The following is a 21175-nucleotide window of genomic DNA, read 5'->3' as shown; positions in this document are numbered from 1 at the left end:
TTAATGAGTAAAAGAAGCGATATTATCAATATTTCGAGTATAGCCAACGCTAAATATGGCTTGGTTTACTCAGAAATACTAGGGTGGATTGATCTTGGCCATGCAGCAGGAACAGACATTATCAATATCCTCAAGCAATTTGATACCGGTGAAAACTCTCCTGATCCCCGTTATACTATCACTTACTCTCAGTCTATGTCTAAATATGGTCGACGATTCGGCGTCGGGGCTCATGCTCGCTGGAGTATAAAAAAAGGCCGGAGTCAGGAGTCTAAATACAGTATTATTCTTGCAATAATGATGAGGACTGCTCTTCGATTTGAAAATCTTCAGGCATCTTTCCCTTTTAGTTGGGCCACCGACAGTGGATTCAGCGCTGAGGATTTAGTTTCAGATCTCCTTGGTTTCTACCGGGTAACGAGGCCAATGAACTATTTTTCACACCTGAGAATTGTCAGTCAACAAGATGCGCTAAGGCGGTGGGATCACTATGGTGCTATTGGCAATTATAAAAATAAACTTTTCCGCCCACTGTTGTTTCCGGACCCATCCTTACATAAAAAAGCGAAACCATTTTATGGCTTACTGCCCTCTTTCATGACATCGATAACTCCGTATAATAGTTTCAATAACGATATCGTCAGCATCATTACTGATAGCGGCATTCATTTAAATCTGGGTGTAATCCCAACAAAGGAGCTATCGTGAAAAAATTAATAAGATGGCTAATGGCTGTTAGCTTATTGGCTACTGTAATATTGACTTATAAAATATTATCAATCGCGCTTGCGGACAGCGTCGACTATACACGTAATGACTGGCTTAGCTTTAAATTACTCGCTTCAAACGAAGTTATAAATGCTCCAATGCTGAGCAGCGGCGCGATTATTCATTATCGGACAGCAGATGGTAGTGCGCCACAAATAGAAGAGATCGAATATAGCGGCAGTGTCAATAAAAATATTTTAATTAATTATTTAAGATCATCAGGATATAGTGAAATTGCCGATCCGGTATTTGGAAGTCGGTGGGCTCTGAGTGGTTCGAATAAAAGCGCGTATATAGCTACTGAGGGTCGCGTACTAAAATTAACATTCATTGAAAAGCGTTAGCATAAATCTTAACTGGCATCGTTCTATCGAATGGGTACGCATCACCCCAACAAAAAGGCCGCTTTCGCGGCCTTTTTAACACACTCTAAGATGTAAAAATCAGGCGTAAACCGGGAAGCGCGCGCAGATATCCAGCACTTTACCCTTAACACGCTCGATGGTGGCTTCATCATTGATGTTGTCCAGCACGTCGCACATCCAGCCCGCCAGCTCTTTCACTTCTGCTTCTTTAAAGCCGCGGCGAGTCACTGCCGGAGAGCCGATGCGGATCCCGGAAGTGACAAACGGGCTCTTCGGATCGTTCGGCACGCTGTTTTTGTTAACGGTAATGTTAGCGCGGCCCAGCGCGGCGTCGGCTTCTTTACCTGTCAGGTTTTTATCCACCAGATCCAGCAGGAACAGGTGGTTTTCTGTGCCGCCGGAAACCACTTTGTAACCGCGGTTCAGGAACACTTCCACCATCGCTTTGGCGTTCTTCGCAACTTGCTGCTGGTACACCTTGAACGCCGGTTCCATCGCTTCTTTCAGCGCCACGGCTTTGGCGGCGATAACGTGCATCAGCGGGCCGCCCTGCGCGCTTGGGAAAACGGCGGAGTTCAGTTTCTTATACAGCTCTTCGCTGCCGCCTTTCGCCAGGATCAGGCCGCCGCGCGGACCAGCCAGGGTTTTGTGGGTGGTAGTGGTAACCACGTGCGCATGCGGAACCGGGTTCGGGTAGACGCCAGCGGCGATAAGGCCTGCTACGTGGGCCATATCAACGAACAGGTATGCACCGATGCTGTCGGCGATTTCGCGCATTTTTGCCCAGTCGACAATGCCGGAGTAAGCAGAGAAGCCGCCGATGATCATTTTCGGCTTGTGGGTCTGCGCCTGCTTAGCCATATCGTCATAGTCAATTTTGCCTGACTCATCAATGCCATAAGGGATGATGTTATACAGCTTGCCCGAGAAGTTTACCGGGGAGCCGTGCGTCAGGTGGCCGCCCTGCGCCAGGTTCATACCCAGCACGGTGTCACCCGGCTGCAGCAGCGCGGTATAAACAGCAAAGTTAGCCTGAGATCCTGAGTGCGGCTGGACGTTGGCGTAATCGGCGCCAAACAGCTCTTTCGCGCGGTCGATAGCCAGCTGCTCAACGATATCAACGTATTCGCAGCCGCCGTAGTAGCGCTTGCCCGGGTAGCCTTCAGCGTATTTATTGGTTAACTGAGAACCCTGGGCCTGCATTACGCGCGGGCTGGTGTAGTTTTCGGAGGCGATCAGTTCGATGTGCTCTTCCTGACGTACTTTCTCTTGCTCCATAGCCTGCCATAATTCGGCATCATAATCGGCAATGTTCATTTCACGCTTTAACATCCGCATCTCCTGACTCAGCTAACAGTAATAACCGCTTAAAAAAGGGCCCTTTTGGGCAACGGCGGACAGTATAACTGATTAGTTAAGGGATAACAGGTCTTGACAATGGATTTTACGCAAACGATTACCTTGCCGTCAGGCAAGGGATTTTGGGAACAAAAACTTAAACACTTTGTGGCAAATTCTTTTTCAGGTTTGTGATGAATAATGCGCATCCGGCAAAGAACCATTTACAATGATGTGGGTATCGCTATAACATGCATTTAAAATACATGATTAGATATGTTAAACAGGACAAATGCTATGCTAGACGCACAAACCATTGCTACGGTGAAAGCCACCATCCCTCTTCTGCTCCAGACTGGCCCAAAACTGACGGCCCACTTTTACGACCGTATGTTCAAGTACAACCCGGAACTGAAAGAGATTTTCAATATGAGCAACCAGCGCAACGGCGACCAGCGTGAAGCGCTGTTCAACGCCATTGCCGCCTACGCCAGCAATATTGAAAATCTGCCCGCGCTGCTCCCCGCCGTCGAGAAAATCGCCCAAAAGCACACCAGTTTCCAGATTAAACCCGAGCAGTACAACATCGTAGGCACCCATCTGCTGGCGACTCTTGATGAAATGCTCAGCCCGGGTGAAGAAGTGCTTACCGCCTGGGGCAAAGCCTACGGCGTGCTGGCAGATGTGTTTATCAAACGCGAAGGCCAGATCTATCAGGAGCACGCCAGCAAAAGCGGCGGCTGGTCAGGCACCCGTGAGTTCCGCATTGTCAGTAAAGAGCCGCAGAGCGCGCTGATCACCAGTTTTGAACTGGAAGCAGCAGACGGCGGCGACGTTGCGGATTATCAGCCCGGCCAGTATCTGGCTATCTGGCTGAAGCCGGAGGGCTTTGAGCATCAGGAGATCCGCCAGTACTCCCTGACCCGCAAGCCGAACCATAAAGGCTACCGTATTGCGGTGAAGCGCGAAGAGGGCGGCCAGGTTTCCAGCTGGCTACACGATCGCTCCGCCGTGGGGGACGTGGTGAAGCTGGCGGCACCGGCCGGGGACTTCTTTTTGCAGGTCGACCCTGACGCACCGGTAACCCTGATTTCTGCCGGCGTCGGCCAGACACCGATGCTCGCCATGCTGGACAGCCTGGCCGCCGCGCAGCATCCGGCGCAGGTTAACTGGCTGCACGCGGCGGAAAACGGCAGCGTCCACGCTTTCGCCAGCGAAGTCGCGGCCCTTGGTGCACGCCTGCCGCACTTTAGCTCTCATGTCTGGTACCGCACGCCGGCCGCCGGCGACACCTACGATACCCGTGGCCTGATGGAGCTGCGTCCTCTGCAGGCCCAGCTTGCGGATCCGAAGATGCAGTTTTATCTCTGCGGTCCGGTGGGTTTTATGCAGTTTGCCGCAGGCCAGCTGGTGGCGCAGGGCGTTAACGCCGAGCGCATTCACTATGAGTGCTTTGGCCCGCACAAAGTGCTGTAAAACAGTGTGAACGTATCGCAGGCGGCTGCGCGCCGCCTGCAAAACCTTACCGCAAGTCAACGCCCCATTCCCCGCCGGTATTCGGCACCCCGCGTAGAAAACGCGCCTTTCGAAGTATGTTATGATTGCTTCTTTCCTCTATTTAGACTGAGCTCCTAACGCTATGCAGCAATCTGTAGTCCTCATCGGTGAGTGGCTGGTTACCCCTTCCATTAATCAAATCAGCCGGCAGGGACGTCAGCTAACGCTCGAGCCGCGCCTGATCGATCTACTGGTCTATTTTGCCCACCATCCGGATGAGGTTTTAAGCCGCGACGAGCTCATTGATAATGTCTGGACGCGCAATGTGGTCACCAATCATGTGGTGACCCAAAGCATTTCGGAATTACGTAAGTCGTTGAAAGACTCAGAAGAAAATAGTCCGGAATATATCATCACGGTGCCCAAGCGCGGCTATAAGCTCACCGCGCCGGTAGTGTGGTGCATGGAAGGTGACGCCCCACCGCTTCCCGCCGCAGAGCCCGCGCCCGCGCCCGCGCTGAGCGAGTTTGCAGGAGTGATAAAAACGGCACCGCCCGCCGAGGCTGAAACAGCCGCACCGCCGCCGGTAAAAACACGTTCCCGAACCTCCTTCTGGGTGTGGTGCCTGTTTCTGCTGGCCCTCGGTACCTGCGTAACGCTGGTGGCGCTTTCCACTCTGCATACCCACCCGCCGGTGACCAAAACTCGCCTTCTGCTCAACCCGCGCGATATTGATATTCATCTGGTTAACGGCAACAGCTGCAACAACTGGGCATCGCAGCACTCCTACGCGGTGGGCCTCGGCAGCCTGATTACCACATCGCTGAACACATTCTCCACCTTTATGGTTCACGACAAGACCAACTATAACGTCAACGAGCCGAGCAACTCGGGTAAGACGATGACCATCGAGTTTGTTAACCAGCGCCACTACCGCGCCCAGCAGTGCTTCATGTCGGTGAAGCTGATTGATAATGCCGACGGTTCGGTGATGCTCGACAAACGCTACTTCATTACCAGCGACAATCAGCTCTCAATCCAGAATGATATGATGAACAGCCTTTCCCGCTCGCTGATGCAGCCGTGGCCAGAAGATATGCAGACCATGCTGCGCCAGTTTCAGCCCTCGCGCAGCCCGTCGCTGGCGCAGTTTTATGAAGCCCACATGCTGATGATGAAGGGTGATATCGATTCTCTGGGCAAGGCCAGCGCCATTCTGGACGAGGTCATTAAGCAGTCACCGGACTTTACCTATGCCTCGGCGGAAAAAGTGCTGGTGGACGCCCTGCGCCACTCACAGCAGTCTCTGGATGATAAGCAGCTCAGCGCGCTGTATGCCAATATCGACCGCATCAGCGAGATCCCGCAAATCGAGCAGACGTCGGTGTTCTACCAGATAAAGACCATTGAGAAATTGAGTCAGGGCCACGTGAACGACGCCTACGATGAAATTAACAGCGGCATTGCAAGAGAGATGTCGTGGTTGAATTATGTCCTTCTCGGCAAAGTGTACGAAATGAAGGGCGAGAATCGCCTTGCTGCCGATGCCTATATTACTGCCTTTAATTTACGCCCCGGGGATAATACCCTTTACTGGATTGAGAATGGTTTGTTCCAGACCTCAATAACCCGCGTCGTTCCTTATTTAGACAATTTTCTTTCTGCAGAATAAATATTCTTTCACTGCGCCCCTTTCCCGGGCGCAGTGAAGTTATTTATATGTTATCGCCTCGCCTAAAAATGTTATTTTTAAATAAACACCCACCCGAGAAAACACACAAAAAAGCAACACAAGAATTTAAATCAAACCCATGAAATTACTGAACATTTATCTTTTGTTGATATCATTTTGATATCATGACATGTGAACGAAAAAGCTCAACTTGTCATTTGTGTGATGTTTTATTTTACTTCACCTTATCTTTAGGACTTCTCCTCTCGTGAGTTTTAAGCTTGTCGCCAGTCGGTCGGATCACCTTAAGCTCCACATCATGATCCGCGCCTCCAAAATAAAATGAGGAGAAAACGAAACATGAGTTCCGCAAAAAAGATCGGGCTGTTAGCCTGTACCGGTGTCGTCGCCGGTAACATGATGGGGAGTGGGATTGCACTATTACCCGCGAACCTTGCCAGCATCGGGGCAATTTCTATTTTCGGCTGGGTAATATCGATTATCGGTGCCATGTCTCTGGCGTATGTTTATGCCCGCCTGGCAACCAAGAACCCGCAGGAAGGTGGTCCTATCGCTTACGCTGGCGAGCTTTCTCCGGCCTTCGGTTTCCAGACTGGCGTCCTTTATTACCATGCAAACTGGATTGGTAATCTGGCAATCGGCATCACCGCCGTCTCTTATCTTTCAACCTTCTTCCCGGTATTGAACGAGCCGGTTGCAGCAGGTATCGCCTGTATCGCCATCGTCTGGATCTTCACCTTCGTCAACCTGCTGGGTGGCGCCTGGGTAAGCCGTCTGACCTCTATGGGCCTGATTCTGGTACTTATCCCGGTAATCATGACCGCTGTTGCGGGCTGGCACTGGTTTGACGTTGCTACCTATAAAGCAAACTGGAATACCTCTCACGTCGGCGACTCCCGCGCGGTGATTAACAGCGTGCTGCTCTGCCTGTGGGCCTTCGTTGGGGTTGAATCCGCAGCGGTAAGTACCGGTATGGTTAAAGATCCGAAACGCACCGTGCCGATGGCTACCATGATGGGTACCGCGCTGGCTGGTCTGGTATATGTTGCCGCAACTCAGGTTATTGCCGGTATGTACCCTGCTTCGCAGATGGCTGCATCCGGTGCGCCGTTCGCTATCAGCGCCTCAACGATTCTCGGCAGCTGGGCTGCACCGCTGGTGTCTGCCTTCACCGCATTCGCCTGCCTGACGTCTCTGGGTTCCTGGATGATGCTGGTTGGTCAGGCCGGTGCCCGCGCAGCGAAAGACGGCAACTTCCCGAAAGTATACGGCGAGATGGATAAAAACGGCGTGCCTAAGAAAGGCCTGCTGCTGGCATCCTGCAAAATGACCGCGCTGATGATCCTCATCACCTTCATGAGCTCCGAAGGCGGTAAAGCTTCCGACCTGTTCGGCGAGCTGACCGGTATTGCGGTACTGCTGACCATGCTGCCTTACTTCTACTCCTGCGTTGACCTGGTTCGCTTCGATGGCGTCAACCTGCGCAACCTGGCAAGCCTGATTTGCTCCTTCTTCGGCTGCTGCTTCTGCTTCATCGCGCTGATGGGTGCGGGTTCATTTGAACTGTCCGGTACCTTCATCGTGAGCCTGATCATCCTGATGTTCTACGGCCGCAAACTGGGCCAGCGTCAGCACAACGCCGAAGCCGCTGCTGCTAAAGCTGCTAACGCCCACTAAGTAACCCTTTCTAAAAAAGCCCTTTCTGCCCTGTCACACCGCGACAGGAAGGGCTTTCTACACCTGGAGATACGACTATGAACGTTATCGCAATCATGAATCACATGGGTGTCTACTTCAAAGAAGAACCCATTCGCGAATTGCACCGCGCCCTTGAGCGCCTGGACTTCCAGATTGTTTATCCTAACGACCGTGAAGATCTGCTGAAACTGATTGAAAACAATGCCCGCCTGTGCGGCGTGGTCTTCGACTGGGACACCTACAACCTGAGCCTGTGCGAAGAAATCAGCAAAATGAACGAGCACATGCCGGTTTATGCCTTTGCCAACAACCAGTCCACGCTGGACGTTAGCCTTAACGACCTGCGTATGCACGTTCGCTTCTTCGAATATGCTTTGAATGCGGCTGACGACATCGCTGCAAAAATCAAACAGAGCACCGACGAGTACATCGATACTATTCTGCCGCCGCTGACCAAAGCGCTGTTCAAATACGTTCGCGAAGGTAAATACACCTTCTGTACTCCGGGCCACATGGGCGGTACCGCTTTCCAGAAAAGCCCGGTAGGCAGCCTGTTCTATGACTTCTACGGCGCCAACACCATGAAGTCCGATATCTCCATCTCCGTGTCCGAGCTGGGCTCCCTGCTGGACCACAGCGGTCCGCATAAAGAAGCGGAAGAGTATATCGCCCGCGTCTTTAACGCAGAACGCAGCTACATGGTGACAAACGGCACCTCTACGGCGAACAAAATCATCGGTATGTACTCTGCCCCGGCAGGCAGCACCATCATGATTGACCGTAACTGCCACAAATCGCTGACCCATCTGATGATGATGAGCGACATTACGCCGATCTACTTCCGCCCGACCCGTAACGCCTACGGTATTCTCGGCGGTATCCCGCAGAGCGAGTTCTCACACGACACCATCGCCAAACGCGTAGAAGAAACCCCTAACGCTACCTGGCCGGTACACGCAGTCGTCACCAACTCCACTTACGATGGCCTGCTGTACAACACTGACTTCATCAAGAAAACGCTGGATGTTAAATCCATCCACTTTGACTCCGCGTGGGTGCCTTACACCAACTTCTCCCCGATTTATGCCGGCAAATGCGGCATGAGCGGCGGTCGCGTGGAAGGTAAAGTTATTTACGAAACCCAGTCCACCCACAAACTGCTGGCGGCGTTCTCTCAGGCTTCAATGATCCACGTGAAAGGTGACGTTAACGAAGAAACCTTTAGCGAAGCCTACATGATGCACACCTCTACATCTCCGCACTACGGTATCGTGGCCTCCACCGAAACCGCCGCGGCGATGATGAAAGGCAATGCCGGTAAGCGTCTGATCAACGACTCTATCGAACGCGCTATCCGCTTCCGTAAAGAGATCAAACGTCTGAAAGGCGAAGCAGAAAGCTGGTTCTTCGACGCGTGGCAGCCGGATGAAATCGATCAGCCTGAATGCTGGTCGCTGGATCCAGACAGCAACTGGCACGGCTTTAAAAATATCGACAGCGACCACATGTACCTCGACCCGATCAAAGTCACTCTGCTGACTCCGGGTATGAAAGAAGACGGTACCATGGCTGATTTCGGTATTCCGGCCAGCATCGTGTCTAAATACCTTGATGAACACGGTATCGTGGTTGAGAAAACCGGCCCGTACAACATGCTGTTCCTGTTCAGCATCGGTATCGATAAAACCAAGGCTCTGAGCCTGCTGCGCGCGCTGACCGACTTCAAACGCGCCTTCGACCTGAACCTGCGCGTGAAAAACATGCTGCCGTCGCTGTATCGTGAGAATCCTGAATTCTACGAAAACATGCGTATTCAGGAGCTGGCACAGAACATCCACAAACTGATCATGCATCACAACCTGCCGGACCTGATGTTCCGCGCCTTCGAAGTGCTGCCGAAAATGGTTATCACCCCGTATGCTGCTTTCCAGAAAGAGCTGCACGGTGAAACCGAGGAAGTTTATCTCGAAGAGATGGTTGGTCGCGTCAACGCGAACATGATCCTGCCGTATCCTCCGGGAGTTCCGCTGGTCATGCCGGGTGAGATGATCACCGAAGAGAGCCGTCCGGTTCTTGAATTCCTGCAGATGCTGTGCGAAATTGGCGCCCACTATCCGGGCTTTGAAACCGATATCCACGGTGCCTATCGCCAGGCAGACGGTCGTTACACCGTTAACGTGCTGAAAGAAAACACCAAGTAACGTTAAGCACTAAGGGGAAGTGGCTTGCCACTTCCCCTTTTTTTCGCCGCAAGGAGATGATATGAAAACACCCTCACAACCGCGCGCGATTTACTACATCGTCGCGATTCAAATCTGGGAATATTTCAGCTTTTACGGCATGCGTGCCCTGCTCATCCTCTATCTCACCCACCAGCTTGGCTTTGACGACAGCCATGCAATCAGCCTCTTCAGCGCCTACGCATCTCTGGTCTATGTAACTCCTATTCTCGGCGGCTGGCTAGCCGACCGCCTGCTCGGCAACCGCACAGCGGTGATTACCGGTGCGCTCTTAATGACCCTCGGCCACGTAGTCCTCGGTGTTGAATCTGACTCAACGTGGAGTCTGTACCTCGCGCTGGCGATCATTATCTGCGGCTACGGCCTGTTTAAATCCAATATCAGCGTGCTGCTGGGCGAGCTGTACACCCCGGACGACAGCCGCCGCGACGGCGGGTTCTCCCTGCTGTACGCCGCCGGCAACATCGGCTCCATCGCTGCGCCCATCGCCTGCGGGCTAACCGCCCAGCTGTACGGCTGGCACGTCGGCTTTGCGCTGGCGGGGGTGGGCATGTTTATCGGGCTGCTGATCTTCCTCAGCGGCCACCGCCATTTTCGCAACACTGCCGGCGTGAATAAGCCGGCGCTGAAGGCCAAAAAAGGGCCGCTGCCGGTCTGGGGCTGGCTGCTGGTGATGCTGAGCCTGGCACCGGTTTTCTTCACCCTGCTGCTGCAAAACAATCTCGCCGGCTGGCTACTGGCGCTGGTCTGCGCGTTTGCCGTTCAGATGGTGGCGCGCCTGATGATTCGCCACCCGGAACACCGCCGGGCGCTGGGGCAAATTGTCCTGCTGATGCTTACCGGGACGCTGTTCTGGGTGCTGGCTCAGCAGGGCGGCAGCTCCATCAGCCTGTTTATCGATCGCTTCGTGGAGCGGCATCTGCTGGGCATCGAAGTACCTACCGCCCTCTTCCAGTCGGTCAATGCCGTGGCGGTGATGGCTGCGGGCGTGGTGCTGGCATGGCTGGCGCGGCCCGAGGGCGGAATCACCTCGCCCCTGCGGGTGTGGCTCAAGTTTGCGCTGGGGCTGCTGCTGATGGGCGGCGGCTTTTTGCTGCTGGCGCTTAACGCCCGCAGCGGACAGCTGCACGGACATGCCTCAATGGGCATGATGATTGCCGGCCTGGCGCTGATGGGATTTGCCGAGCTATTTATCGATCCGGTGGCGATGGCGCAGATAACCCGCCTTAACATGCCCGGCGTGACCGGGGTGTTAACCGGGATCTACATGCTGGCAACGGGCGCGGTGGCGAACTGGCTGGCGGGAGTCGTCGCCCAGGAAACCACCGAATCGCAGATTGGTGAGGCGGCGGTTGCCGCGTACGGGCACTTCTTCAGGCAAATGGGCGAGTGGACGCTCTGTGCTGTTGCGGTGATTGCGGTTGCGGTATGCCTGAGAAAGCTGCTGGGCCGGACGTCGGTACCCCTGCCGGACCAGGAATAAGAGAGAATGCTGGCGGCCCGTTGCGGGCCGCCCGGGCGGCTATCAGATAGCCGCGTCGTCCTCTTCGCCGGTGCGGATACGAATAACCCGCGCCACATCGAAAACGAAAATTTTGCCGTCGCCGATTTTGCCGGTCTGGGCTGTACGGATAATGGTATCGACGCAGGTTTCGACGATATCGTCAGGCACCACGATTTCAATTTTCACCTTCGGCAGAAAATCCACCATGTACTCCGCGCCGCGATACAGCTCCGTGTGGCCCTTCTGACGACCAAAGCCTTTTACTTCAGTCACGGTCATGCCGGTAATGCCGACTTCGGCCAGCGCCTCGCGCACGTCATCGAGTTTGAACGGCTTAATAATCGCATCAATCTTTTTCATGATAATCCTGTCATCGTAGTCGCGTAATCGGTTGCCCGGTATCATAACGTCGGAGCTGGCGCCGGGCTACTCTTTAAAGTCTCCGGCGTCCAGTTCGTGGCGCGACAGCAGCTTGTAAAACTCGGTGCGGTTGCGCCCGGCCATTCGCGCCGCGTGGGTGACGTTGCCTTTGGTGATTTGCAAAAGCTTGCGCAGGTAGTTGAGCTCAAACTGGTTGCGCGCGTCGGCGAAGGTGGGCAGCGCGGTATTCTCCCCCTCCAGCGCCTGTTCCACCAGCGCTTCGCCAATCACCGGCGAGGCGGTCAGCGCCACGCACTGCTCAATCACGTTCACCAGCTGACGTACGTTGCCCGGCCAGCTGGCCGCTATCAGGCGCTTCATTGCATCGGTGGAAAAGGCGCGCACAAACGGCTTGTGGCGGCTGGCGGCCTGGCGCAGCAGATGGCCCGCCAGCAGCGGAATATCTTCCGCGCGTGCCGACAGCGGCGGAATTTTCAGGCTCACCACATTCAGGCGATAAAACAGATCTTCGCGAAACTCCCCTTCCGCCATCACCTTCGGCAGATCGCGGTGGGTGGCAGAGATAATGCGCACGTCGATATCCAGATCGCGGTTGCTGCCGAGCGGCCGCACCTTGCGCTCCTGTAACACCCGCAGCAGCTTCACCTGCAGGGGCTGCGGCATATCGCCGATTTCATCAAGAAACAGCGTACCGCCTTCGGCGGCCTGAAACAGCCCTTCGCGATTGCTCACCGCGCCGGTAAACGCCCCGCGCGCGTGGCCAAACAGCTCGGATTCCAGCAGCTGCTCCGGAAGCGCGCCGCAGTTGATGGCAACAAAGGGCGCGGCGCTGCGGGGGCTGGCGTTGTGGATCGCCTGGGCAAAGATCTCTTTGCCGGTGCCGCTCTGGCCCTGGATCAGCACGCTGACGTCAGACATTGCCACCATTTTGGCCTGATCCAGCAGGCGCAGCATGATCGGGCTGCGGGTAACGATAGCCGCCCGCCACCCCTCGTCGCTGGAGGCCGCAGTGTGAAGCAGTGCTTCGTCAATCGCTTTGTACAGCGCGTCTTTGTCCACCGGCTTGGTCAGAAAGCTAAAGACGCCTTCGCGGGTGGCGCTGACGGCTTCCGGGATCGAACCGTGCGCGGTCAGTATGATCACCGGCATACCGGGATGTGCCTTCTGGATCTCGGCAAACAGCTGCAGGCCGTCCATTTCATCCATCCGCAGATCGCTAATGACCAGGTCGATTTTCTCCCGGCCGAGGATCCGCAGCCCTTCGTGCCCGCTTTCTGCGGTGGTCACGCTAAAACCTTCGCTGGAAAGACGCAGGCCGAGCAGCTTGAGCAGCCCCGGATCGTCGTCCACCAGCAGCAGGCGCGCGCGCTTGCCTTCGGTCATTATTTCTCCTTGGTGTCGCTGCCGGCGTCGTGCTGCGGATCGTCGGCGTGGCCGCCGTCCGGCAGCAGGCTGCTCCCCGCCGGTTTGCGGCTGGAGAGCTGGCGTTCAATGTCGGTCAGGTTTTCCAGCTTGCGGGTGGTGAGCGCGAGCTCTTCACGCAGGGTCTGCTGCTGCGCGCGCATCACGTCCAGCTCGGCATCAGCGGACTGTTGAAGCTGGCTGTAGCGCGTGCGGGTATCCGCCAGCTGGAGCTGCTGGAGCTGGCTTTCGCGCCACAGCTGATACAGCGCCCGGACGTGGCCGGGAATCTGGCCGCTGACGCTGTCGGCCTGATTCACGATGCTGCGCCGCTCCGGAGGCGTTATCCGCGCGCCTGAGAGTAAAATGCCGCGACGGAAGATATCCTGCCAGCTCTGACGGGTGTGCTGTCGCGCCTCTTTACGGGCATCAGAGGCGGAAAGACGGCTGGCGCAGTCCATTCCCCGCAGCCAGTAGAGCGGGTTGCGCTCGGCAACATCGCCGCGCAGGAGCCAGATATCGTTGCAGTCGGTGGCCAGAAAGTCAGTAACCTGCTGGCCGGGAATATTTTTCATCGCGCCGTGAGAAGGCGCCGGCTGAATGGAAAGCGGAGAGTTGCATCCAGCCAGCAGCAGTAAAGCGCCGCCGGCTAACCAATGTCGAAAAAGAGATAGCATATTCACCCGTTATGGCTTCATTTTAGGGGTTTGTCCCTGCCTGAAAGCGGAAGTTCAATCCGAAAACAGATGGTGTCCGGCGCATCCCCCACCAGCGTTAGCCTTCCCTGCATCTGGCGCACGCAGTCCCGCGCGATACTGAGTCCGAGCCCGCTGCCTTTCACCGCGCCTTTGCGCTGGCGGCTGCCCTGATAAAACGGCTCAAAAATCATGTTTTTTTCATCATCCGGTATGGGCTCACCACGATTGGCAATGTCGATAAACACCTGTTTGCCCTGCACGCTGCTGCGCAGCACGATTTCCGAGCCCTGCGTGCCATAGTGTATCGCGTTGGAATAAAGATTATCTATCGCGCTTCGCAGAAGCTCGGGCTCCGCCTGGCAATAGAGCGCGCCGAGTTCCAGGCGGGTCTGCATCAGTTTAGCCCGCGCCGGCAAACTGTGCGCCTGGATAATGCCGTCCACCAACGGCGTCAGCGCCACCGGCTCGGTTACAGCACCGGATTCCGCCAGCTTGCGGTTGTAGTCCAGCAGCTGCTCAATCAGGGTTTGCAGATTGCGGCTGCTGCTGTCGAGGATCGCGACCACTTCTTGCTGCTCGGGCGTCAGTGGGCCTACCACACCGTCCGCCAGCAGCTCGGTGCCCTCGCGCATGCTGGCCAGCGGAGTTTTTAATTCGTGAGAGAGGTGGCGCAGAAACTGGTGGCGCTGGGACTCCAGCCAGTTCAGGCGTTCACTCAGCCAGAGAATGCGCTTGCCCACTGAACGCAGCTCGCGCGGGCCTTTAAAAACGCCGCTTCCCGCCAGGCTTTCGCCCTCTCCCAGCCGGTTAATCATGCTTTCAATACCCTTTACCGGACCGATGATCATCCGCGTGAAGAGCAACATCATGGTCAGGCTCAGCAGAAACAGCACCAGCGCCAGCCAGCCGAAGAACTGGCCGCGCTCGGCAATCTCCTGCTGCAGCTGCTGGCCGCGGGAAAAAACCACCGTGCGGGTGGCCTGCACCATCTCCGTGTTAAGGGAGGAAAAGGCGTCCAGCTCGGCCATTGCCTGAGCGTCGGGGGCGCTGTTGCTGCAGCGCAATTCCGTCAGGGCGTCGAGGTGCTGGCGCAGCCGCTGGTAAAGCCGCGTATCCGGCAGCACGCCTTCGTGGGCGGTCAGCATGTCGCTGTAGCGCTTGCGCTGCCCCTGATAGACGTCGGCCAGCGTGGCGTCATCCAGCACGCAGAACTGCCGGTAGCTGCGCTCCATTTCCAGCGCCGCGTTGGTCATAGCTTCGCTGCGACGGGCTTCAACCAGGGTGGTGCGGTTAGTGGTCGCCGCCCTGTCGCTGAGGACGTTCAGACTCTGCCACGCCTGCCAGGCCAGCACGAGAAGCGGCAGCAAAATGACGAGGAAGGACAGCATAACCAGCTGGCGCAGGGAACGGGGAAAGAGGGACCAGCGTTTCAATGAACTCATTCCGGAGAGTAGCGGTATCGAAAGGGTAACTGAGGACGGGGGCCAGATACAACAGCGCCGGGTAGATACCCGGCGCTGTTATGGAATAAGGCGGTGCCTAACTCAACGTTTCGCCCGGTGGCTGATATAGCAAAGCTGATATCAATAATTGGACGGCAGGCACCTTGTTGTGCGTCATTCGAAGTTTATGTAGCGCGTCCCGAAGGGGCTGACATAAGAGGGTGAATGAGCCACTGCGCAGTATTATGCAGTAATCGTGCCAGCAATCAACAAATATTATTAACTTAATGATAATTAACCATTTACGACTTTTTAAGAGGAATGCATTTCTGTTGGCAAAGGACACAAAATGTCGTCAATCAAAGACACAAATTAGCACTTAAAAACAATAAGCATAAAAATCAAAAGGATAAGTGTCACCAAAAAGAGACACCGCAATTGCGGTAGTGTCGCTTTTTTCCGACTCGCGGCAATACCCTACATCATAAAAAAAGCCCTTCGCGAAGAAGGGCTCTGTCAACAGTCTTCAGTTTAACCGAGCTGTTTACGTGCGTTGCGGAAGATACGCATCCACGGTCCGTCTTCGCCCCAGCCTTCAGGATGCCAGGAGTTGGCCACAGTGCGGAATACGCGCTCCGGGTGCGGCATCATGATGGTAACGCGACCCGTTTCGCTGGTGACCGCGGTGATCCCGTTCGGGGAGCCGTTCGGGTTCGCCGGGTAGCGTTCGGTTACGCTGCCCGCATTATCGACGTAGCGCAGCGCCACCAGGCCTTTACTTTCGAGCTGGGCCAGATGCGCATCGTCGCGAAGCTCGACGCGCCCTTCCCCGTGGGAGACGGCGATCGGTATCTGCGATCCCACCATGCCCTGCAGCAGCAGCGACGGGCTCTGGGTCACTTCCACCAGGCTGAAGCGGGCTTCGAAACGATCCGAGTGATTACGTACAAAGCGCGGCCACAGTTCGCTGCCGGGAATAAGCTCGCGCAGATTGGACATCATCTGGCAGCCGTTGCACACGCCCAGCGCCAGCGTCTGCGGACGGTGGAAGAAGGTTTCGAATTCGTCACGCACCCGCTCGTTGAACAGGATCGATTTCGCCCAGCCTTCCCCGGCGCCGAGCACGTCGCCGTAAGAGAAGCCGCCGCAGGCTACCAGCGCCTGGAAGTCTTCCAGGCCGCGGCGCCCCGCCAGCAGATCGCTCATGTGTACGTCGATAGCGTCAAAACCGGCGCGGTGGAATGCCGCTGCCATTTCAACGTGGGAGTTAACCCCCTGCTCGCGCAGCACCGCAACTTTCGGTCGCGCGCCGGTGGCAATAAACGGGGCCGCTACGTCGTCGTTGAGATCGAAAGTCAGCTTCACGTTCAGGCCCGGATCGCTCTCAATGGCCTTGGCCTCATGCTCGCTGTCGGCACATTCGGGGTTATCGCGCAGGCGCTGCATCTGCCAGGTGGTTTCCGCCCACCACATGCGCAGCTGGGAGCGGCTTTCGCTGAATACCGGACGCCCGTCGGCGGAGATAACAAAGCGATCGCCTTCGACAGCGCGACCGAGGTTATGGACGCAGGACGCCAGACCGTGCTCGCTGAAGATGGCTTCAACCGCGGCGCGGTCCTCTGCCCGCACCTGAATGACGCCGCCCAGCTCTTCATTAAACAGCGCCGCCAGGGGATCGTCGCCGAGCGCGGCGATATCCACCTCAATACCGCAGTGGCCGGCAAAAGCCATCTCCGCCAGCGTGACCAGCAGGCCGCCGTCGGAGCGATCGTGCCAGGCCAGCAGTTTGCGATCCGCCACCAGCTGCTGCATGGCGTTCCAGAAACCCTTAAGCAGCTCAGGGCTGCGCACGTCGGCAGCTTCATCACCAAGCTGGCGGTAGACCTGCGCCAGCGCGGTGGCGCCCAGGGCGTTGCGGCCTTCGCCGAGGTCAATCAGCAGCAGCGCGTTATCGTCGGTGGAAAGCTGCGGCGTGACGGTGCCGCGCACGTCTTCCACGCGGGCAAAAGCCGAAATCACCAGCGACAGCGGGGAGGTCATTTCACGCTCCTCGCTGCCCTCCTGCCAGCGGGTTTTCATCGACATGGAGTCTTTGCCCACCGGAATTGTCAGGCCCAGCGCCGGGCACAGCTCCTCGCCCACCGCTTTCACCGCGGCGTACAGCCCGGCGTCCTCTCCCGGATGACCGGCTGCGGCCATCCAGTTTGCGGAGAGCTTCACGCGGTTCAGCGCGCCAACCTGGGTTCCCGCCAGGTTGGTCAGGGCTTCGCCCACCGCCATGCGGGCCGAGGCGGCAAAGTCCAGCAGCGCTACCGGGGCGCGCTCGCCAATCGACATCGCCTCGCCGTAGTAGCTGTCGAGGCTGGCGGTGGTTACCGCGCAGTCGGCTACCGGGATCTGCCACGGGCCAATCATCTGATCGCGGGCCACCATGCCGGTTACGGTACGGTCGCCGATAGTAATAAGAAACGTTTTTTCTGCCACTGCAGGCAGGTGCAGGACGCGGTTCACCGCATCGGCGAGGATGATATCCCGGCGATCCAGCGCGCTGCCCGCCGCGTTCAGGGTCTGCACGTCGCGGGTCATTTTCGGGGTTTTGCCCAGCAGCACGTCCAGCGGCAGGTCGATTGGCTGATTGTCGAAGTGGGTATCGCTCAGGGTTAAATGCTGCTCTTCGGTGGCTTCACCGATCACCGCGTAAGGCGCGCGTTCGCGGCGGCACAGCGCATCGAACAGCGGCAGCTGATCCGGGGATACAGCCAGCACGTAGCGCTCCTGAGATTCGTTGCACCAGATTTCCAGCGGGCTCATGCCCGGCTCGTCGCTGAGGATATCGCGCAGCTGAAATTTCCCGCCGCGCCCGCCGTCGCTCACCAGCTCCGGCATAGCGTTAGAAAGGCCGCCCGCGCCCACATCGTGGATAAACAGGATCGGGTTGTTCTCGCCCATCTGCCAGCAGCGGTCAATAACCTCCTGGCAACGGCGCTCCATTTCCGGGTTATCGCGCTGCACCGAGGCAAAATCGAGATCGGCATCGGACTGGCCGGAGGCCATCGAGGAAGCCGCACCGCCGCCCAGGCCAATGTTCATCGCCGGGCCGCCCAGCACGATAAGTTTCGCGCCTACGGTAATTTCACCTTTCTGCACGTGGTCGGCGCGGATGTTGCCGATGCCGCCCGCCAGCATAATCGGCTTGTGATAGCCGCGCAGCTCTTCGCCGTTGTGGCTGCTGACCTTCTCTTCGTAGGTGCGGAAGTAGCCGGTCAGCGCCGGACGGCCAAATTCGTTGTTGAACGCCGCGCCGCCCAGCGGGCCGTCGGTCATGATGTCCAGCGCGGTAACGATACGTTCGGGTTTACCGAAGTCCTCTTCCCACGGCTGCTCAAAGCCCGGAATGCGCAGGTTGGAGACGGAGAAGCCCGACAGTCCCGCTTTCGGCTTCGCGCCGCGCCCGGTGGCGCCCTCATCGCGGATCTCACCGCCGGAACCCGTTGCTGCGCCCGGCCACGGTGAAATGGCGGTCGGGTGGTTGTGGGTTTCCACCTTCATCAGGATATGGGCCGGCTCCTGGTGGTAGCTGTAGCTATCGCTGCCGCCGTCGGCGAAGAAGCGTCCGACCTCTGAACCTTCCATCACCGCCGCGTTGTCTTTATAAGCAGAGAGTACGTAGTCCGGTGTCTGCTCAAAGGTGTTTTTGATCATTTTAAACAGCGATTTCGGCTGCTGCTCGCCGTCGATCACCCAGTCGGCGTTGAAAATTTTGTGGCGGCAGTGCTCGGAATTGGCCTGCGCAAACATATACAGTTCGATGTCGTTCGGGTTGCGGTTCAGGGTGGTAAAGGCGTCGAGCAGATAGTCAATTTCATCTTCCGCCAGCGCCAGCCCAAGCCGCTGGTTAGCCTCTTCCAGCGCCCTGCGCCCCTGCCCCAGCATATCAACGCTGGACACCGGCGCGGGCTGGTGGTGGGCGAACAGGCTTTCTGCACTCTCCAGCGCGCTGAAAACGCTCTCCATCATTCTGTCGTGCAGGGTATCCGCCACCTGCTTCCACTGCGCGTCGCTCAGCGTTGACGCTTCAACGTAATACGCCACACCGCGCTCAATGCGTACAACCTGCTCTAATCCGCAGTTGTGGGCGATATCCGTTGCTTTAGAAGACCAGGGGGAGATGGTGCCGGGACGCGGCGTAACGAGCAGTAACTTACCGGCGGGAGTATGGCTGCTGAGGGTCGGGCCGTAGGTCAGCAGGCTGGCCAGCCGGCGCTGCTCCTGGTCTGAGAGCGGCGCGCTCAGCTCGGCGAAGTGGACATATTCAGCGTAGATGTTGTTAACCGGAAGGTTGGCTGCCTGAAAGCGGGCCAGCAGTTTGGTCGTACGGAAAGCGGACAGTGCAGGCGAACCGCGCAGAATTTCCATCATATCTCTCTCGTCTTCGGGGTTTCAGTGTGCGCAATGGCGAAACGGGCGCCATTATAGAGCATCGGGCGCGGCGACGTAACCGTTTGCGTCGAAATAAAGTTGGCAAGCGGCTTTATCAATTGGTGTGACAAATCGCACGAATTAGTTGCGGACTGGCGGATTGTTAAGCAAAATGCCGCCACCATGACGTTTTCCTTACCTTTTCCATGTTCACTAACGCCTGAGGCCGGCCCGCTGACAGAGAATTAACTATTTGAAAAAGTTAAAAATTAATTATCTGTTTATTGGCGTTGTCACCTTACTGCTCGCCGCGGCGCTGTGGCCCTCCGTTCCCTGGTTTAGTAAACCAGAAAATCGCATCGCGGCTATCCAAGCGCGGGGCGAGCTGCGCGTGAGTACCGTGGTATCCCCGCTCACCTATTTCACCATTAACGACAGCAAAAGCGGCCTCGACTACGAGCTGGCCCGCCAGTTTGCGGACTATCTTGGCGTGAAGCTCAAGGTTACCGTGCGCCAGAATATCAGCCAGCTGTTTGACGATCTGGACAGCGGCAGCGCCGATATGCTGGCCGCCGGGCTGGTTTATAACCGCGATCGGGTCAAAAACTATCAGGCGGGGCCGACCTACTACTCGGTTTCCCAGCAGCTGGTTTACCGCAAAGGGAGCCTGCGCCCGCGCAGCCTGAGTAATATCGCCGCAGGACAACTGGTGATCGCTCCCGGCCTGGCCGCCCTCAGCGATTTGCAGGCGCTGCGCGCAAAGAAGTATCCCAGCCTGGCGTGGACCGTGGACGACCGGCGCGGCAGCGTTGAGCTGATGGAAGACGTGATTAACGGCAAGCTCGATTTTACTATCGCTGACTCTATCGCTATTGGCCTGTTCCAGCGGGTGCATCCCGAACTGGCGGTCGCGCTCGACGTCACAGACGAGCAGCCGGTCACCTGGTTTAGCCAGAAAGACAGCGACAATACGCTCTCCGCCGCGATGCTCGATTTCTTCAACAGCATTAATGAAGACGCCACCCTGGCGCGGCTGGAAGAGAAGTATCTCGGCCACGGCGATGATTTCGACTATTTCGATACCCGCACTTTCCTGCGCGCGGTTGAAAATCAGCTGCCGGGCCTCCAGCCGCTGTTCCAGAAATACGCCCGGGAGATTGACTGGCGCCTGCTGGCGGCGATCGCCTGGCAGGAGTCGCACTGGGATCCGCAGGCCACCTCCCCCACCGGCGTGCGCGGAATGATGATGCTGACCAAAAACACCGCCCAGAGCCTGGGGTTAACGGACAGGACCGACGCCGAGCAGAGCATCAGCGGCGGTATGCGCTACCTTATCGATATGATGGGAAAGGTGCCCGACAGCGTGCCGAAAGACGAGCGTATCTGGTTTGCGCTGGCGGCCTACAATATGGGCTATGCCCACATGCTTGACGCCCGGGCGCTGACGCAAAAGCAGAAAGGCAATCCCGACAGCTGGGCCGACGTTAAGCAGCGCCTTCCCCTGCTCAGCCAGAAGCAGTGGTACAGCAGGCTGACGTACGGCTACGCGCGCGGTCACGAAGCGTATAACTATGTCGAGAACATCCGGAAATATGAGATAAGCCTGGTGGGTTATCTGGCGGAGCAGGAGAAGCAGGCCAGCCGCGAGCTGGCGATATCCGAGGCTTATCCCGCAGTGCAGCCGCAGGAGCTGGACGACAGGCGGGACGGGCTGCTGAGGCTGCTCTCGCC

Annotated in this window: 13 protein-coding genes and 1 pseudogene; 8 read left to right on the top strand and 6 right to left on the bottom strand. The window is 56.9% G+C overall.

Going from position 1 to position 21175, the window contains the following annotated elements; translation table 11 throughout:
* Nucleotides 1-3: 3 nt before the first annotated feature.
* A complete protein-coding gene (locus QZ766_RS22970) occupies nt 4-708 on the top strand; it encodes a hypothetical protein (RefSeq protein WP_297207766.1) in 705 nt (234 codons plus the stop codon).
* On the top strand, nt 705-1112 hold the full coding sequence (locus tag QZ766_RS22965) for a hypothetical protein (protein ID WP_297207764.1): 408 nt from the start codon (nt 705-707) through the stop codon (nt 1110-1112). Before QZ766_RS22970 ends, QZ766_RS22965 begins: the two co-directional genes overlap by 4 nt.
* Nucleotides 1113-1211: 99 nt before the next feature.
* Here the strand turns inward: QZ766_RS22965 and glyA are convergent, their stop codons facing one another.
* Entirely contained in the window at nt 1212-2465 is a 1254-nt protein-coding gene (gene glyA / locus QZ766_RS22960; RefSeq protein ID WP_297207762.1) for a serine hydroxymethyltransferase, read from the bottom strand.
* 303 nt (nt 2466-2768) lie between these two features.
* Between glyA and hmpA the strand changes: the two genes are divergently transcribed.
* The 5 genes from hmpA (at nt 2769) to QZ766_RS22935 (ending at nt 11082) form a co-directional block, all read left to right on the top strand.
* On the top strand, nt 2769-3947 hold the full coding sequence (gene hmpA, locus QZ766_RS22955) for an NO-inducible flavohemoprotein (protein ID WP_297207761.1): 1179 nt from the start codon (nt 2769-2771) through the stop codon (nt 3945-3947).
* A gap of 163 nt (nt 3948-4110) precedes the next feature.
* On the top strand, nt 4111-5640 hold the full coding sequence (gene cadC, locus QZ766_RS22950) for a lysine decarboxylation/transport transcriptional activator CadC (RefSeq protein WP_297207759.1): 1530 nt from the start codon (nt 4111-4113) through the stop codon (nt 5638-5640).
* 360 nt (nt 5641-6000) lie between these two features.
* Nucleotides 6001-7338 (top strand): cadaverine/lysine antiporter, encoded by a 1338-nt coding sequence (gene cadB, locus QZ766_RS22945; RefSeq protein WP_297207758.1) that lies wholly within the window; start codon nt 6001-6003, stop codon nt 7336-7338.
* A 77-nt stretch (nt 7339-7415) separates the two neighbouring features.
* Complete coding sequence (gene cadA, locus QZ766_RS22940) at nt 7416-9560, top strand: lysine decarboxylase CadA (RefSeq protein ID WP_297207756.1); 2145 nt, start codon at nt 7416-7418, stop codon at nt 9558-9560.
* 61 nt (nt 9561-9621) lie between these two features.
* The gene (locus QZ766_RS22935; RefSeq protein ID WP_297207754.1) at nt 9622-11082 is read left to right on the top strand and encodes an oligopeptide:H+ symporter; all 1461 of its coding nucleotides are present in this window, start codon (nt 9622-9624) and stop codon (nt 11080-11082) included.
* A 42-nt stretch (nt 11083-11124) separates the two neighbouring features.
* Here the strand turns inward: QZ766_RS22935 and glnB are convergent, their stop codons facing one another.
* The 5 genes from glnB to purL all read right to left on the bottom strand — a co-directional run bounded on the left by glnB (nt 11125) and on the right by purL (nt 19444).
* The gene (glnB, locus tag QZ766_RS22930; RefSeq protein ID WP_000717696.1) at nt 11125-11463 is read right to left on the bottom strand and encodes a nitrogen regulatory protein P-II; all 339 of its coding nucleotides are present in this window, start codon (nt 11461-11463) and stop codon (nt 11125-11127) included.
* Between the two features lie 66 nt (nt 11464-11529).
* On the bottom strand, nt 11530-12867 hold the full coding sequence (gene glrR / locus QZ766_RS22925; RefSeq protein ID WP_297207748.1) for a two-component system response regulator GlrR: 1338 nt from the start codon (nt 12865-12867) through the stop codon (nt 11530-11532).
* Entirely contained in the window at nt 12867-13562 is a 696-nt protein-coding gene (gene qseG / locus QZ766_RS22920; RefSeq protein WP_297207746.1) for a two-component system QseEF-associated lipoprotein QseG, read from the bottom strand. Before qseG ends, glrR begins: the two co-directional genes overlap by 1 nt.
* A 17-nt stretch (nt 13563-13579) precedes the next feature.
* Nucleotides 13580-15016, bottom strand: a complete 1437-nt coding sequence (locus QZ766_RS22915) for a HAMP domain-containing sensor histidine kinase (protein WP_297207744.1) — start codon at nt 15014-15016, stop codon at nt 13580-13582.
* A 540-nt stretch (nt 15017-15556) separates the two neighbouring features.
* Complete coding sequence (purL, locus tag QZ766_RS22910; protein ID WP_297207743.1) at nt 15557-19444, bottom strand: phosphoribosylformylglycinamidine synthase; 3888 nt, start codon at nt 19442-19444, stop codon at nt 15557-15559.
* A 220-nt stretch (nt 19445-19664) separates the two neighbouring features.
* On the opposite strand from purL, the pseudogene mltF reads away from it, so the two are divergent.
* Nucleotides 19665-21152, top strand: a pseudogene (gene mltF / locus QZ766_RS22905) (membrane-bound lytic murein transglycosylase MltF); the annotation flags it as partial.
* Between the last annotated feature and the right edge of the window lie 23 nt (nt 21153-21175).

The sequence above is a fragment of the uncultured Pluralibacter sp. genome (assembly GCF_913775985.1).
Classification (GTDB): domain Bacteria; phylum Pseudomonadota; class Gammaproteobacteria; order Enterobacterales; family Enterobacteriaceae; genus Pluralibacter.
This window is presented reverse-complemented; position numbering and strand designations above follow the sequence as displayed.